General features: G+C 66.7%; 17 protein-coding genes. 6 read left to right on the forward strand and 11 right to left on the reverse strand.

The genetic code is table 11. From position 1 onward, the window contains the following. Window positions 1–77: 77 nt before the first annotated feature. Window positions 78–1,046 carry a hypothetical protein gene (locus AB0B14_RS13775; protein ID WP_357070898.1) on the forward strand — a complete coding sequence of 323 codons (969 nt, stop codon included), beginning with the start codon at window positions 78–80 and terminating at the stop codon, window positions 1,044–1,046. Between the two features lie 146 nt (window positions 1,047–1,192). Here AB0B14_RS13775 and AB0B14_RS13780 read toward each other — a convergent pair whose 3' ends face one another. Together AB0B14_RS13780 and AB0B14_RS13785 are read right to left on the reverse strand one after the other, a co-directional pair. Further along, a complete protein-coding gene (locus AB0B14_RS13780) occupies window positions 1,193–1,696 on the reverse strand; it encodes an NUDIX hydrolase (RefSeq protein WP_357070895.1) in 504 nt (167 codons plus the stop codon). A gap of 461 nt (window positions 1,697–2,157) precedes the next feature. Continuing rightward, window positions 2,158–2,511: a MerR family transcriptional regulator gene (locus AB0B14_RS13785; protein WP_357070892.1), complete on the reverse strand. Its 354-nt coding sequence runs from the start codon at window positions 2,509–2,511 to the stop codon at window positions 2,158–2,160. Window positions 2,512–2,594: 83 nt separating this feature from the next. Between AB0B14_RS13785 and AB0B14_RS13790 the strand changes: the two genes are divergently transcribed. Then, window positions 2,595–3,482, forward strand: a complete 888-nt coding sequence (locus AB0B14_RS13790) for an NAD(P)-binding domain-containing protein (protein WP_357070889.1) — start codon at window positions 2,595–2,597, stop codon at window positions 3,480–3,482. 324 nt (window positions 3,483–3,806) lie between these two features. Here the strand turns inward: AB0B14_RS13790 and AB0B14_RS13795 are convergent, their stop codons facing one another. Beyond that, complete coding sequence (locus tag AB0B14_RS13795) at window positions 3,807–3,950, reverse strand: hypothetical protein (protein ID WP_357522608.1); 144 nt, start codon at window positions 3,948–3,950, stop codon at window positions 3,807–3,809. Between the two features lie 306 nt (window positions 3,951–4,256). Between AB0B14_RS13795 and AB0B14_RS13800 the strand changes: the two genes are divergently transcribed. Both AB0B14_RS13800 and AB0B14_RS13805 read left to right on the forward strand, forming a co-directional pair. Next, window positions 4,257–4,541: a type II toxin-antitoxin system Phd/YefM family antitoxin gene (locus tag AB0B14_RS13800; protein WP_357070883.1), complete on the forward strand. Its 285-nt coding sequence runs from the start codon at window positions 4,257–4,259 to the stop codon at window positions 4,539–4,541. Next, on the forward strand, window positions 4,538–4,825 hold the full coding sequence (locus tag AB0B14_RS13805; RefSeq protein ID WP_357070880.1) for a type II toxin-antitoxin system RelE/ParE family toxin: 288 nt from the start codon (window positions 4,538–4,540) through the stop codon (window positions 4,823–4,825). Before AB0B14_RS13800 ends, AB0B14_RS13805 begins: the two co-directional genes overlap by 4 nt. A gap of 515 nt (window positions 4,826–5,340) precedes the next feature. Here the strand turns inward: AB0B14_RS13805 and AB0B14_RS13810 are convergent. From AB0B14_RS13810 to AB0B14_RS13825, 4 genes are all read right to left on the reverse strand, one after another. Further along, window positions 5,341–5,715: a type II toxin-antitoxin system VapC family toxin gene (locus tag AB0B14_RS13810; protein ID WP_357522609.1), complete on the reverse strand. Its 375-nt coding sequence runs from the start codon at window positions 5,713–5,715 to the stop codon at window positions 5,341–5,343. Next, complete coding sequence (locus tag AB0B14_RS13815) at window positions 5,712–5,966, reverse strand: type II toxin-antitoxin system prevent-host-death family antitoxin (RefSeq protein WP_357522610.1); 255 nt, start codon at window positions 5,964–5,966, stop codon at window positions 5,712–5,714. The genes AB0B14_RS13810 and AB0B14_RS13815 overlap by 4 nt, the downstream gene beginning before the upstream one ends. A 158-nt stretch (window positions 5,967–6,124) precedes the next feature. Next, window positions 6,125–7,081, reverse strand: coding sequence for a prolyl aminopeptidase (gene pip / locus AB0B14_RS13820; RefSeq protein ID WP_357522611.1), 957 nt, complete (start codon window positions 7,079–7,081; stop codon window positions 6,125–6,127). Window positions 7,082–7,168: 87 nt separating this feature from the next. Then, window positions 7,169–7,735 carry a TetR/AcrR family transcriptional regulator gene (locus AB0B14_RS13825; RefSeq protein ID WP_357070872.1) on the reverse strand — a complete coding sequence of 189 codons (567 nt, stop codon included), beginning with the start codon at window positions 7,733–7,735 and terminating at the stop codon, window positions 7,169–7,171. 63 nt (window positions 7,736–7,798) lie between these two features. Between AB0B14_RS13825 and AB0B14_RS13830 the strand changes: the two genes are divergently transcribed. Beyond that, window positions 7,799–8,203, forward strand: coding sequence for a nuclear transport factor 2 family protein (locus AB0B14_RS13830; protein WP_357070869.1), 405 nt, complete (start codon window positions 7,799–7,801; stop codon window positions 8,201–8,203). A gap of 70 nt (window positions 8,204–8,273) precedes the next feature. Here AB0B14_RS13830 and AB0B14_RS13835 read toward each other — a convergent pair whose 3' ends face one another. Together AB0B14_RS13835 and AB0B14_RS13840 are read right to left on the reverse strand one after the other, a co-directional pair. Then, window positions 8,274–8,804: a hypothetical protein gene (locus AB0B14_RS13835; protein WP_357070866.1), complete on the reverse strand. Its 531-nt coding sequence runs from the start codon at window positions 8,802–8,804 to the stop codon at window positions 8,274–8,276. A gap of 341 nt (window positions 8,805–9,145) precedes the next feature. Further along, the gene (locus AB0B14_RS13840; RefSeq protein WP_357522612.1) at window positions 9,146–9,829 is read right to left on the reverse strand and encodes a hypothetical protein; all 684 of its coding nucleotides are present in this window, start codon (window positions 9,827–9,829) and stop codon (window positions 9,146–9,148) included. Between the two features lie 539 nt (window positions 9,830–10,368). Here AB0B14_RS13840 and AB0B14_RS13845 point away from each other — a divergent pair. Beyond that, window positions 10,369–10,905, forward strand: coding sequence for a hypothetical protein (locus AB0B14_RS13845; protein WP_357522613.1), 537 nt, complete (start codon window positions 10,369–10,371; stop codon window positions 10,903–10,905). 163 nt (window positions 10,906–11,068) lie between these two features. Here AB0B14_RS13845 and AB0B14_RS13850 read toward each other — a convergent pair whose 3' ends face one another. Further along, window positions 11,069–12,262 (reverse strand): helix-turn-helix domain-containing protein, encoded by a 1,194-nt coding sequence (locus tag AB0B14_RS13850; RefSeq protein WP_357522614.1) that lies wholly within the window; start codon window positions 12,260–12,262, stop codon window positions 11,069–11,071. After that, window positions 12,259–12,408, reverse strand: a complete 150-nt coding sequence (locus AB0B14_RS13855) for a hypothetical protein (RefSeq protein ID WP_357522615.1) — start codon at window positions 12,406–12,408, stop codon at window positions 12,259–12,261. The genes AB0B14_RS13850 and AB0B14_RS13855 overlap by 4 nt, the downstream gene beginning before the upstream one ends. Window positions 12,409–12,572 lie beyond the last annotated feature (164 nt).

Raw genomic sequence — 12,572 nt, forward strand, 5'->3', positions numbered from 1 at the left:
CAACCAGCGATCAAGCCGGACCATACCGCGGACCGGCCCCGCAGATCGGCCGGGCTCGCGGCAACGACGTAGTGCCGGTGATCGGCGTACCGCGAACCAGCCGGCGCCTGTTGACCTCGCCATTGCCGTACCTCCGACTGGGCGAGATCGCAAGCCTGTTCGTCGCCTGCCGTGATGCCTTCTTCGAGACGGCCGACCGTTTCCATTGGACGCCGGCGCAGCGATCCCCCGCCGCACACGCTGCGGCGGAACTTCCCTCGCCAGACCCCGCAGTCGCCGAGCCGCGAGGAGAGACCGGGCATAGGCTAATCGCGGAGGTCGTGCAGACCTACCTACTCACAGCGAGCGGCCACCTCGGCGGACTCGCGAGCCTTTATGCGAGCTGTGAGGTCATCTTCCCGACGCCACCGCTCATCCGTTCAACCATCGAGAACTGTGCACACGCTGTGTGGGTACTCGGCGAAGACCCCAACGAATCGTCCGAGAACAGGCTTGCCCGCGCCTACCTTGAGGAGCTCGTGAGCGCGGAAGAGGCGAAGAAGAACGCCGGTCGGATGCGCGCCAAGACGCACCCAAGTCACCTGCTGGCCGACCAGCATTACACGGCGCTGAAGGGTGAGATCATCGCTCGCTTTCCCGGCACGACCACAGCGGCCTTGGGGAACCGGACCTTGAACGGACAGACCCTACCCAACCTGGAAGCTGTCGTTCTCTGGATGTACGAACTGACCCAGAGCTACGGCGGGACAATCGACGGTCGTGCGGGGACCGGAATCTACGGCTTTCTGTCCAACATGACTCACCCGACCCTCTACCCTGCCCGCCAACGACGCGAATGGGCTGAAGACCCAGTGACAGGCCACCAGGTGGCCTACCTTCGTGTTGGCTTGGGTTCCGCTGAGAACGCGGCGAGGGCAGCAATCGCCGCGTTCTACAACGCCCTCACCTACACAACGTCCTACTTCGGCTGGCCCACCGCAATCATTGATGAACTCACCGCCAAGATCGAGGAGACCATGCCAACGTTCTTCGTGCCACAGGACTGAGCACGCTCCGTGTCGTGGATCTATGACCACGTACGGCCCGACCGGGCCTCAATAACTCTGTCGACAACCCGAAGGTGCCGAGGACGTCACGGCGTCACACGATGTGACTCTTCCGTTGGCCAGCCCGCCGCACGCACTGGGGCAGATCAGCGCGGAGCGCTCTGCGGCGGCTGGCAGTGCTCACCGCACTGCACCAGCCGACAGATTTCAGCGTCGAGAGCCGCCAGAGCGGAGATTTCCGTCCCGTCCCACCACCGGACGTCGGCGATCTCGTCGTTGGGGACGAATGGTATGCGGCCGACGAGGCCGCAAACATAGACGGCGGAATACTCCAAGCGTCGGTCAGGCATCAGCCGGAACTTGGCTGCGCCCACGAATGAAATGACCGGAACGGTCTGGCCGGTCTCTTCAACGAATTCTCGGACCGCCGCTTCCCTGGGTGTCTCACCTGGCTCAACCATGCCGCCCGGTAGTTCCCACTCCTTTCGCGATCTATTCAGCACAAGCAGGGTCTTGCCGTTGTATCGAGCTACCACCAACGCCAGCGTCAACGGGATGTCAGCCTCGAGGAGTTCCAAACTGCCCTCGGCTCCCGTCCTGAACTCCAGCAACTCATTGCCCGCAGCATCGATCATAATCGGGGACGCCATGAAACAGATTCTGCCACACGGTACAGGTACGTGTGGCCGCCTGTGAATGGCGATCCCGATATCGGCGCGGGCCGGGTACGGCGACCAGGAGACTACTTTCGCACGTCCGAACGTCCTTGCACTCCGGACGCGCGCTCATGATCGACGGTTACTGACAGCGCTGGACGGATCAGCGCTACCACGCCCTGCCTGCGGCAAATGAGGATGTGTTTGCGGAGGGCGGCTTGTTGTCGGTTAGCTTTCTGGGCCGTCTCGCCGTGACCGCAGCGACTGGGATGGATCGCCCGATACGACGGCGCGTAGCTGGGCTGCGAGCGGCCGGTTGGTCGTCGGGCAGGCGCTGTGGGTGGTCCAGCCTCCGGCCGGCAGGAACTTCAGCAGCGGTGGACAGAGCCAGCCGTGGATGCCGTCGTGGATCTTGCGAGGGCTTCGATGTTGGCTCGGTTGGGCGGCGTGTGGCCTCAGCGTGAGGTGGCCTCGATGATGGCGTCGAGCATCGTCCGGGCGGTGCGCAGCTCGGCGATGGAACTGCTGATCCGGTCGCGTTCACGGCGCAGGTCGGTCAAGAGGTCGGGACATGCCGCGGCCAGGCCGTTGCCGGTGTCGGCCGTACAGGGCAGCACGTCGGCGATGGTGGTGGTGTTGAGCCCGGCGGCGAGCAGGGTGCGGATGCGTCGCACCTGTTCCACGTCGGCGTTGCCGTACTCGCGGTATCCGCTCGGTCGCCGAACTGGCCGCAGTAGGCCCTGCTCCTCGTAGTAGCGCAACAGCCGTTGGTTGACGCCGGTTCGTCGAGCCAATTCCCCGATACGCACGACACTCTCCACTTGACTCTCACATCGATGTCAAGGTCTAGCTTTAGCACACAGATCACGCGGCCACGCGGGTCCCATGAACAGTGGAGGACTTCATGAACCAGCGAACGGGCGCCCGGGTGACGGTGTTAGGGCTAAGCCCGCGAGGCGCGGCACTGGCCCGCGCCCTGGCGGCGGCTGGTGGTGCCGTCACAGTGTGGGACGAGGCCGGCACCCTGTCCGAGGCGCCGCCTGCCGAGGACGTGTCCCGGGCCGACTCGTTGCAGGCGGCCTTCACCGCCGCATCCCTGATCCTCGTCTGCGTCGACGACTACGACAGCGTCCAGCGCATCCTTCGCCTAGCAGACCCGTATGTCACCTCCGCCGACGTGGTCAACCTGACATCGGGAACGAGTGCCCAGGCCGAGCAGGTCGCCGCTTGGATGGACGCCCGGGGCGGCCACTACCTCGACGGTGCGTTGATGGCCCATCCCGAGCATGTCGGCAGGCCGGAGACGGTGCTGGTCTACAGCGGCTCGCACGAGGTGTTCGAGCGTCACGAGGCATCGCTCAGGCACCTGGGCGCCGCCACCTACCTTGGCGCGGCCCCTGGCACCGCCGCCCTCTACGACGTGGCGATGCTCAACCTCGCCTGGACCACCCTGATCGGCTTCTTGCAGACCGCCGCGCTTCTCGGCACCGCCCAGGTCCCTGCCACCACCGTGGCGCCTCTCCTGACCCGCTGGCTGGCCGCCACCGTCACAGAGGTGATCACCGACTACGCACAGCAGATCGATGATCGGCACTACCCGGGCGACGAGGAATGGCTCGAACTGGACGCCCCACTCATGGACCACCTCATCGAAGCCGCACGGGCCTCCGGCATCGATACCACCCTTCCCGCACTCATCAAGTCACTGACCAACCAGGGCATCGCAGCCGGCCACGGGAAAGACAGTTTCGCCAGCCTGTTCGAGGTCATCCGCGGCTGACCTCACCCCACGCGCGAGCACCGGCATCAGCAGGCCAAGAACCTGTCCTGGAGATGGACCGTGGGGTGATCCGGCATTCGCCCACAGGTGCTCGTGCGGGGATCATGGTTCGATCAGCCTCGTCAGACCACTCGCCTACCGACCGGTGAAACGGTCACAACCAGCAACCTCACAATAGCCATTTGCTGGCGGCCAGCGTGCCGCACAGCCGAAGATCCTCGGCGCTTCGGCTGTGCACCCGACATCCGCTCATCGGCATGACAGTGCATCCGTGCCGACAGGAAGTCTGCGAGTTGGTGTGGTTGGCGGCGTCGGCGGAGGGTCTCATTCCCGTGCGGCCGGGGCCTTCGTTGTTCTGAGCATGGCGGGGACGAAGCGTCGTACGTCGATCGTGGTGGTGCGAGAGTCGAGGACGGCGTCGATGTTGGCGGAGGATCGGGAGCAGGCGGTCACTGCCCTGGCCGTCATGATCCATGAGTGGTGGTCGGGTGATCGGGGTCGCAGCGCCGATGCCGTTTGCGGATCGGATCAGTCCGGCGACGCTGCGTCGGGCTGACCGGCGGCGAGCCGGTCAGGACCGGCGTCGGCGTACGGCTGGCAGTGTCACGATGGGCCCCTGAACAGCGTGAATGCGGTTCGGGTTGTGCCACATCCGGTCCACCGAACCTTCTGCCCTGCTGTTTCGTGGTGACAGGTGGTCACCACGCGGACCATTGGCGTGTCGTCTGACGTAATGGTGGACGTCCTGGCAGCTTTTTGGTCATACTTGTGACCATGACGACACTGCCGTTGGGGGAAGTGAAGACTCGGCTTTCTGAGCTGGTGGGGCGGGTACACGACCACCACGAGCGGGTGACGGTCACGGTGCACGGCCGGCCGTCCGCCGTGCTGGTTTCGGTGGAGGACCTGGAGCGGCTCGAGGAAACCGTCGCGATTCTCGGGGATGCGGGCACCCTGCGGCGGCTGGCCGACTCCGACGCGGAACTGGCCCGAGGTGAAGAGGTGTCCGCCGACCAGCTTGCGGAGACCATTCGCGCCCGTCGCGCCTCGGCCGCGTGAGCCCCCGGCCGCCGGAAGATCCGTACACGCTCCGCACCACGCCGACCGTCCGTCGAGCACTCGCCGAATGGTTGCCGGAGGCCGTCGCGGTGGCCGCGTACGAGTTCATGACCGGGCCGTTGGTGCGAGAGCCCTACCGGGTCGGGAAGCGCTTGCTGCCGCCGTTGTCGGATTGGTTCAGCGCCCGGCGAGGCACCTACCGGATCATCTACCGCATCGACGACGACAACCACACCGTGACCGTTGTGGACATTGCTCATCGGAGGGATGTATACCGCTCCTGACGCCCCTGGCCCTCCCTGCCCGATGCCATGGCATTCAGTACGGTGAGCACCGTGTCGATGAGCGTGGCTGACGAGGCTGCAGCCCTTGAGGCCGAGGTGGAGCAGTATCCGGACGATCAAGGTGAGATCCTGCTCGGGGCTGCCGACGCATGGCGTCGGGGCAGGGCGGCTCGAACGAGCAGTTGAGTACAGGAAGTGTTGCGGCCGAGCCGTCTGAGTACCCTCCGACGCGACGCACGGGAGAGCCCGTCACTACGCATCCCTACCTGCCAGCGCTCCTATTGGTGGCAGGGGTAGCGGGTCGCCGACGATCGTGGCGGTGTGGTTCGCATGGTGGTACCTCCGGCCCACCGAAACGGAGACCCAAACGGAGGGTTCAAGACCCGCGAAGTTGCAGGCCACGGCCGGCATCTCGGAGATCGAACAACCGGCGCTGCTTGGAGCGGCACCGGCCGGACGGCCAGCGTGCGCGGTGGGGGGCCTCGTCGGCATCAAGCGTTGATGGACCCGGCCGATCACACCTTGAGGACGTCCACGTCGTACAGCGCTATCGACGCGTCGCGGGAGGCCAGGGTCAGATTCTCGGTGATCGCCTGGGCCACCAGCATGCGATCGAACGGATCGCGGTGATGCGGTGGCAGGCGGCGGGCGGCGATGGTGTGGGCGTGGGTCACCGGGAGCTCGCGGAAGCCCATGTCTCTTACCCGCTCGGCGAGGTCAGGGGGTCCGGGGAGTTTCCCCGCACGCTGTTTGATGGTGATCTCCCACAGGGTGACCGGGGAGAGGAAGATGTCCGGCTCGTGGCGTAGCCGGTCGAGGAACTCGGTGCCAAGGGTTGCGTCGCCGGTGATGGCCCAGAGCGCGACGTGGGTGTCCAGCAGCAGGGTCATGCGCCGATGCCGAAGTCGGCGGCGATCTCGGCGTTGGTTTGTGATGAGTCCCAGTCGCCGGAGAGGTCCAGTTGCCCGGCGAGGGAACCGACTGCGGTGCGGTTGGCCCGCCGGACCAGCGGCACGACCTTCGCCACCGGAGTACCGGCTCGGGCGATGATGATCTCCTCGCCGCGTTCGACCCGTTCGATGATGCGCGACAGATGGGTCTTGGCATCATGCATGTTGTAGTGCACGGCCTCGGCCGACACGGCGCAACCTCCGCTGTTCTTCGAGCTTGACGACTGCGGGGACGAGTCCCGGGTACGGCTGGGCAGGTGTGCCCTGCGTGAGCAGTTCGACGCGCTACGTCTACGACCTTTGGGCTGATGGGAGCACAGAATCACTTTGAAACGGGCCAATGAGGCAGTCAGCCGGCCCCGAAGTGGTCCAAGGCGTCGATGACCACGTCGCCGACGCCGCGCCCGCTGCCGTGGCCAGCATCGTCGATCAGCTCCAACCGTGCCTCGGGCCACAGCTTGGACAGTTGCCAGGGGATGTCGACCGGGCTCCCGAGGTCGAGCCGGCCGTGTGCGAGCACACCGGGAATGCCGGCGAGCCGGTGTGCACCAGCCATCAACTCGCCGTCGGCGAACCAACCGTCGTGCGCCCAGTAGTGGGTGACGAGACGCGCGAAGGTCATCCGAAACGCCGGATCCTCATAACGTGGGTCAGGTTGGCTGCCGGGCAGGTTCGAGACGAGAGCGTCCTCCCAGGCACACCAGTTGCGGGCGGCCTGGTCCCGCACGCCTTCGTCCGGATCGGCCAGCAGGCGGGCGTAGGCGGCGGGCAGATTGCCGTCGCGTTCGGCCGCCGGCACCGCGTCCCGGAATCTCTCCCACTGTTCGGGGAAGATCCGTCCGAGGTCGCGGGTGAGCCACCTGTGCTCTGCCGGTGTGCTGGTGACGACGCTGAACAGCACGATCTCGGTGACCCGGTCGGGGTGCCGCTCGGCGTAGCCGAGGCCGAGGGCGCTGCCCCACGATCCGCCGAGCAGTAGCCACCTGTCGATGTCCAGGTGCGTGCGTAGCTTTTCGATGTCGGCCAGCAGGTGCGGCATGGTGTTGGTCGACAGGTCCGTTCGCACGTCGCCCGCGTCCGGTGTGCTGCGTCCGCATCCCCGCTGATCGAACAGGACCACCCGATAGACGGCCGGGTCGAAGAATCGCCGCCAGGAGGCGCCGGCTCCGGAGCCGGGGCCACCGTGCAACACCAGGGCTGGCTTTCCGAGGGGGTTACCGCTGCTCTCCCAGTAGACGAGGTGGCCGTCCCCGACGTCGAGCATGCCGTGTGCGAAGGGTTCGATCTCCGGATATAAGCGGGCCATTTCAGTGATCCAACCAGTCTGCTCGTTGCCGCGCACCCCAGTTCTCAGCCGTGTTGCGGGACCTGGCCGCAGACGCCGAAGGGAGCCTCAGGCGGTGCCGGTTGAGGCGACAATGCCGGTACGCAGGAGTGCGACCAGGCGGCGGGCCTGCGCGGGGTCGGCGGTGAGGGCCGCTCCGCTGGCCAGGGTCAGCACGTCGGTGGCGGTGAGGTCGGAACGGAGTGCTGGCTGCGCGCGTCGGACGAGGCGGTCGGCGATCGAGGTGATCGACGCGTGCCAGTCCCGAAACAGCGCGGTACGGCTTTCGTCGGAGCCTTCCGTCGCGGCCAGGGCGAGGGGCCGCTTGGTGGCCACGTGCACCACGAACTCGTCGAGCCAGGCGAACAGCGCGTCCGTCGGCTCCGCCGCCCCCAACAACTGCTCGCCGCGTCGGCACAGTGCGGCGACCTCGTCGGCATAGACGGCGACGAGCAGATCGGCCCGCGTCGGGAAGTGGCGGTACAGGGTGGCGTTGCCGACCCCGGCGCGTCGGGCGATCACGTCGAACGCGACGTCGTTGCCCGCGTCGATCAGCGCTTCGCGGGCTGCGGCGACGAGCCGCGCACGGTTACGGGACGCGTCGGAGCGCGGGCCACGCTTGCTAACCGGGGACATCCCCGGATACGTTACCGGCAGCTAAGTGGGGGGTTCCCCGTTTAGGAGGCAGGGGGGAGCACGATGCCCATCACCATGGATGACCGGATCACCATCACGGATCTGATCAACTCGCACGGGCACCTGACAGATCGCGGCGACTTCGACGGCCTGGCGGCGCTGTTCACCGACGACGTCGTCTACGACGTGTCGGCTCTCGGCGGCGGCACGTTGGTCGGTCTCGCCGCAGCCCGCGAAGCCGCCCTGGCGCTGGGCGACGCCAACCCGGTAGCCCACCACGTGACAAATATCGTGCTGCGCGAGACGGCGGACGGCACGGTCAATGCCCTGTCCAAGGGATTCGGGGTCATGGCTGATGGATCGACCGGCAGCGTCACGTACGAGGACACCGTCGAACGAACGGCTGCCGGATGGCGTATCACGCACCGAATCGTGCGCGCCCGACGCACGCCCCTACAGCAGGACTGACACCAACAAGATCCAGCGTCCGCTCATCTCCTCATCGGGGCCTGCCCGACGAGGAGATCTGGAGTCGGTTTCAAGGTCCCGCGACCTGCTGAAGCCACGCTCTGTCGAGAGCATTCAACGTGTCGTCGTCCAGCAACATCTGGAGCAGGGAGGCATGTTCGGAGAAAATAGCCCTGCACTGTTCACGTTCCGGATGATCGCTGTCGTTGCCAAGCAGCAGCACTGCGCGCTCGTTGTCCGCGTCGACCGGCTGCGATAGCTCAGCGGTGACGACCACGAGGTCGAACAAGCCGGACCGCACCGAAACATCCGGGCTGGCCGCCAGCCGAAGCAGGAACGGCAACGCTGCCGGCATTGCCGCGCTTAGGCGGAAGACGCCCCCCATCAGGATGTTGGTGAGCACGCGTGCGGCCTCTGGTGCGGCAACCTGATCGAGTAGCCCGTAGAACAGAGACGGGATTCCATCGGGACAACCGGGAATCTCGGACCAGGCGACCTCGGCACAGCCCCGCAGCGCGGGATGCTCGCTGGCGGCCTGACCTCCTTGCGGATGCTCCTTGAGGAACCGGGCGACAGCCGCCTCCTTGGCTGCGGCATCCACCACCCACATCCCTTGCGGCCCCCCAAGTCAGACAACGCCAGCTCCTAAGAGCCTCCCATGGAGGGCATTCTCCCCGCCCCAGCCGTGGGGAGTGGTGACGAGGTGTCCCCGGCGCTCCGCTGCTAGAAGCCCATCTGAGCAGTTCGCCGGTTGCCCATCTTGATCTCATGATTCCTCGGTCGCGGCGTGGCCCGTCCCCCTCGCACGTCCCCGCGACGCGCTGGTTCAGGCTCAGCCGCAGGTCCGAAGCCAGCCTCACTGGTTCCGCGCGCAGCGATACGCCTCAGCCCAAGCATGCGCCGATCCACCCGCGAACCGGGAAACCGGGCAAGGTTCGTCAATCAATTCCCGGCCGCCGGATCAACCAGTAGCACTGTGCTTTGCAGCACCTGCTCATCTACACGCTGAACGTGGTAGTCGCTTTCGTACGCCTGCGGCGACGCAAGGTAAAGCTGGGAAACGTCGTCGGTCAGCAGCAACGCCTGAGGAGGGCGGGCGAACGACGGGTCGTAGAAATCGCCGTAGTAGAACCGACCGAAGTTGGCCTCCGAAATAACGCTCAATTGTGGTACCCGCTCACCAACAAACACAGCATTGTCCACCCCAGTCCGAACCTCCACAACCTTCGGTGGCTTGCTCTTGTAGTAATGGCCGAGGTAGCGGTCGCCTGGGCGCACCTTGTGGCGCAGGATATCGTCACCGGAGCGGCGTGGCGGGCTGGTGAAGCGGACGAAATGGCCGTCCACTGTAAGGAAGTCTGGCCTGAGATTCCACCCTTCGGTGACTGTCTCTAGCACTGCCCCTCTGAGCGTTGTGTCTTTGCGGGCGACGACTCTCTGCGGTGGAACGCCGCGCTGGGTGAGGAAGTCCCGAGTATCGGCGGCGAGGCGATCGAGTCTGCGCGCGGCTTCGGCGGGGGCGGCAGAGTTAGCTACCCGGAACGCGTTGAGGAGCTGCGCCGCGCCTGCGGTGGCCTGGTGGCGGGCTGCTGCGGCCTGGTTGATCCGTTCGCTGAAGTCCGACATGTCGTTCCCCTTCGCAGGTTGTGCTGTAGTCACGGTCCGTCGCCGTACAGTGGTCCCGCACACCTCAGCCACGTTGATTGCGGCATTACTGATTTCCACATCGGAGTGCAGGGCCGTGTTCCGCTGCCCATCCAAGGGCGCTGTCTCGTGGTTACCGCCGCCCGCAAGTCCGGCCCGTGCTACGACATGATCAGGTCATTTGACTTCATCGCATACTCGGCGGCTTGAGGCGTCGCGGCGAGGTTTTCGAGGGTTTCCCGCATGTTGGTGGGCGGGGTGTGGCAGGTCAGGCGGTTCCCATCCTCGATGGGCAGCGGTGCGGGGGCGGATTCGGTTGCGGCGTTGGCGGTGGGTTCGCTGGTGCCGCAGGTCGTGGCGAGGGTCGTTAGGGCAGCGGCCAGGGGCGAGGACGGTGTAGTGGGTGCGTTGGCTCTCGGGTTACCTTGCTGGATCCGATGCGAATGCTGTGTCGCCTACCGGACAGCCATCCGGTGAGTCAGCGGGCCACCCAGGTGTGTCTGCTGTCCGAGGATCATGCGATGCGTCTTCGCCACAGCACTATCGCCGTCGCCGCCACCCTCATGCTTGCCGCCGGCTGCGGCACCAACACACCCGACAGCCCGGTTGCCGCCCCGCCAGCGTCGCCCGCCGTACCCGCCGCGCCCGCACCAGCCCCGGCGGCGGCTGCCCCGCTCACCGCCAAGCAGGTGCTCGACAAACTGTCCGCCGCGAAACTGGGCCTCACCGCCGGCGCCGTGCAAGACGAAGACACCGACCCCAACGACCTCCTCGGCAGGCCCAACGGGTACACGTCCAGGGCATCCGCTGACCTGCCCGGCGGAGACAAGACAGCAGACAAGTACGGCATTGACCGTGGGCTTGTCGTCGAAGTGTTCCCAGCTGTTGAGGGTGTGGAACGCCGGTCCAAGTTCATTCAGGAAGCCTTGAAGAACATGCCCATCCTTGGCACCGAATACCACTACCGCGCGGATGACGGGCGTGTGCTGGTGCGCGTGTCAGGGAAGGTGAAGCCGACGCAGGCGAAGAAGATCGAGGGCGCGGTTTCGGCGATGTGACACCGCAGCCGGGCGGGTGCTGGTCATGCGCGGCCGCGGCGGAACTGCAGGAACACGTTTCGATTCTTCGCCAGCACGGTGATCCGACCCCGCGGCGGCGCACAGCAGGCACGCGGTGACCGTGGCGGTTGTCAGGATCCGGCCGTTGCACAGCGGACGTTCGTTACCGCGTCAGTCCGATGGTGTCGGCCAGGCGGGACACGTCGGCCGCACCGGGGCCGGCCCGGAACACGGCGGTCAGCGCTGCCCGGGCCACCGGACGAATTCGTGTCTCCCAGGTGGCGATCCGGTTGGCGGCGACCAACGTCCGGCCAGCGGAGCGGGTGTCTCCGAGGTCCAGATAGGCGTGCGCGATGTCGATCAGATGGGCGGCCCGGTGTTCGGCGGGAAGCAGGTGCCAGGCGTTACCGCTGGCTACCCGGAGGTGGGTGGTCACGGCCAGTTGGTGGTCGCCAGACCACATCGCGATCAGGGCGCGGGCGAGGTCGACAGGCGCGGGACCGAATCCGATGCCGTCCCAGTCGTGCTGGCGCTGGCCTTCGGCGAGGCGAGCCGCGCGCTCGGTGAGTTCGCCTGCCGCGTTGGCGTCTCCGCTGACGGCGGCGGCGAGCGCCGCTTCGATCAACAGGGTCCCGGTTACGCCGGGCTGGCGGACGTGGGGCGGTGCCAGGTCGAGTTGGTGTACGGCGGCGACGGCGGCCGTCATCGCCAACCCTCCTCGCCGCAGGGATCGCAGGGCCTGGGTGAGTGAGATCGCCGCAAGGCCGGCACGCCAAGGGTTACCGGCGGCGGCGTTCATCGCCCGATCGGCGGCCAGCCAGGCCAGGTCGGCCTCACCGAGTTTGACCAGCACCTGGGCGGCGAGCCGATACACCCGTACCAGCAAGTCCGCCGCGTCTCCCGGCTGCGTGCGGCTGTCGCAGAGCAGATCGGGCAGTAGGCGCAGCACCTGGGGGTGGTGACCGTTGCGGTACGCCGTCCACGCGTACCCCGCCTGGGCATCGAGCTGAGCCAACGACGGCGCTGGCTGGCCGTCGTTGCCGGAGTCGGGTAGGTCGTAGCGGGCCAGCGCCGCGCGGAGGCGTTCCACGTCGCCGCCGGGTTCGGCGGCCGGCTCGCGCGGGGCCTTGCCCGCGAGCAGGACGTCCGGGGCGACGCCGAGGGCCGCGGCGACCGTCTCGATCACCGAGAGCCGGTCGAGGGTACGCACTCCTCGCTCGACCTTGTCCACCCAGCTTTTCGACCGGCGAATCCGGTCGGCGAAGACCTGCTGACTCATTCCCCGACGTGCCCGCAGTTCGGCCATCCGTCGCCCGATCGGCGGCTCGTTGCCGGTGCGGCGGCTGGGCCCGGTCATCGCTCCCGCTCCGGCGACGGCTCCATGGCGTCGGTGGATTCCCCGCAGCGGGGGCACCAGCGCGATTTGACCCGGAAGGCGAGGAGACCGGCCAGGAAGCCGGGCACCAGGCCGCCGAACACGATCGACGCGACTTCAGAGGCCATGCGCACGCTCGCTTTCTGACGAAGCCGGAGGCCGGGAGGTCGCCAGGCCCGCAGCTCACGCTGTGGTGAAGCTCCGTGGCCCACAGTCATCAGAGTTGCGCATCATGTGATGCAAAGCAAGGCAATCAACATGATCGACACGCCGAGCACGTGCGTTAGAGCAT

This window comes from Micromonospora sp. NPDC049171 (assembly GCF_040648275.1).
GTDB lineage: Bacteria > Actinomycetota > Actinomycetes > Mycobacteriales > Micromonosporaceae > Micromonospora.

Excerpts from the sequence above, each read along its gene's own strand:
- AB0B14_RS13780 (WP_357070895.1), bottom strand. The coding sequence starts at position 1,696 with ATGGCGTCCCCGATTATGATCGATGCTGCGGGCAATGAGTTGCTGGAG.
- AB0B14_RS13795 (WP_357522608.1), bottom strand. The coding sequence starts at position 3,950 with ATGACGGCCAGGGCAGTGACCGCCTGCTCCCGATCCTCCGCCAACATC.
- AB0B14_RS13800 (WP_357070883.1), top strand. The coding sequence starts at position 4,257 with ATGACGACACTGCCGTTGGGGGAAGTGAAGACTCGGCTTTCTGAGCTG.
- AB0B14_RS13810 (WP_357522609.1), bottom strand. The coding sequence starts at position 5,715 with ATGACCCTGCTGCTGGACACCCACGTCGCGCTCTGGGCCATCACCGGC.
- pip (WP_357522611.1), bottom strand. The coding sequence starts at position 7,081 with ATGGCCCGCTTATATCCGGAGATCGAACCCTTCGCACACGGCATGCTC.
- AB0B14_RS13825 (WP_357070872.1), bottom strand. The coding sequence starts at position 7,735 with ATGTCCCCGGTTAGCAAGCGTGGCCCGCGCTCCGACGCGTCCCGTAAC.
- AB0B14_RS13830 (WP_357070869.1), top strand. The coding sequence starts at position 7,799 with ATGCCCATCACCATGGATGACCGGATCACCATCACGGATCTGATCAAC.
- AB0B14_RS13840 (WP_357522612.1), bottom strand. The coding sequence starts at position 9,829 with ATGTCGGACTTCAGCGAACGGATCAACCAGGCCGCAGCAGCCCGCCAC.
- AB0B14_RS13845 (WP_357522613.1), top strand. The coding sequence starts at position 10,369 with ATGCGTCTTCGCCACAGCACTATCGCCGTCGCCGCCACCCTCATGCTT.
- AB0B14_RS13850 (WP_357522614.1), bottom strand. The coding sequence starts at position 12,262 with ATGACCGGGCCCAGCCGCCGCACCGGCAACGAGCCGCCGATCGGGCGA.
- AB0B14_RS13855 (WP_357522615.1), bottom strand. The coding sequence starts at position 12,408 with ATGGCCTCTGAAGTCGCGTCGATCGTGTTCGGCGGCCTGGTGCCCGGC.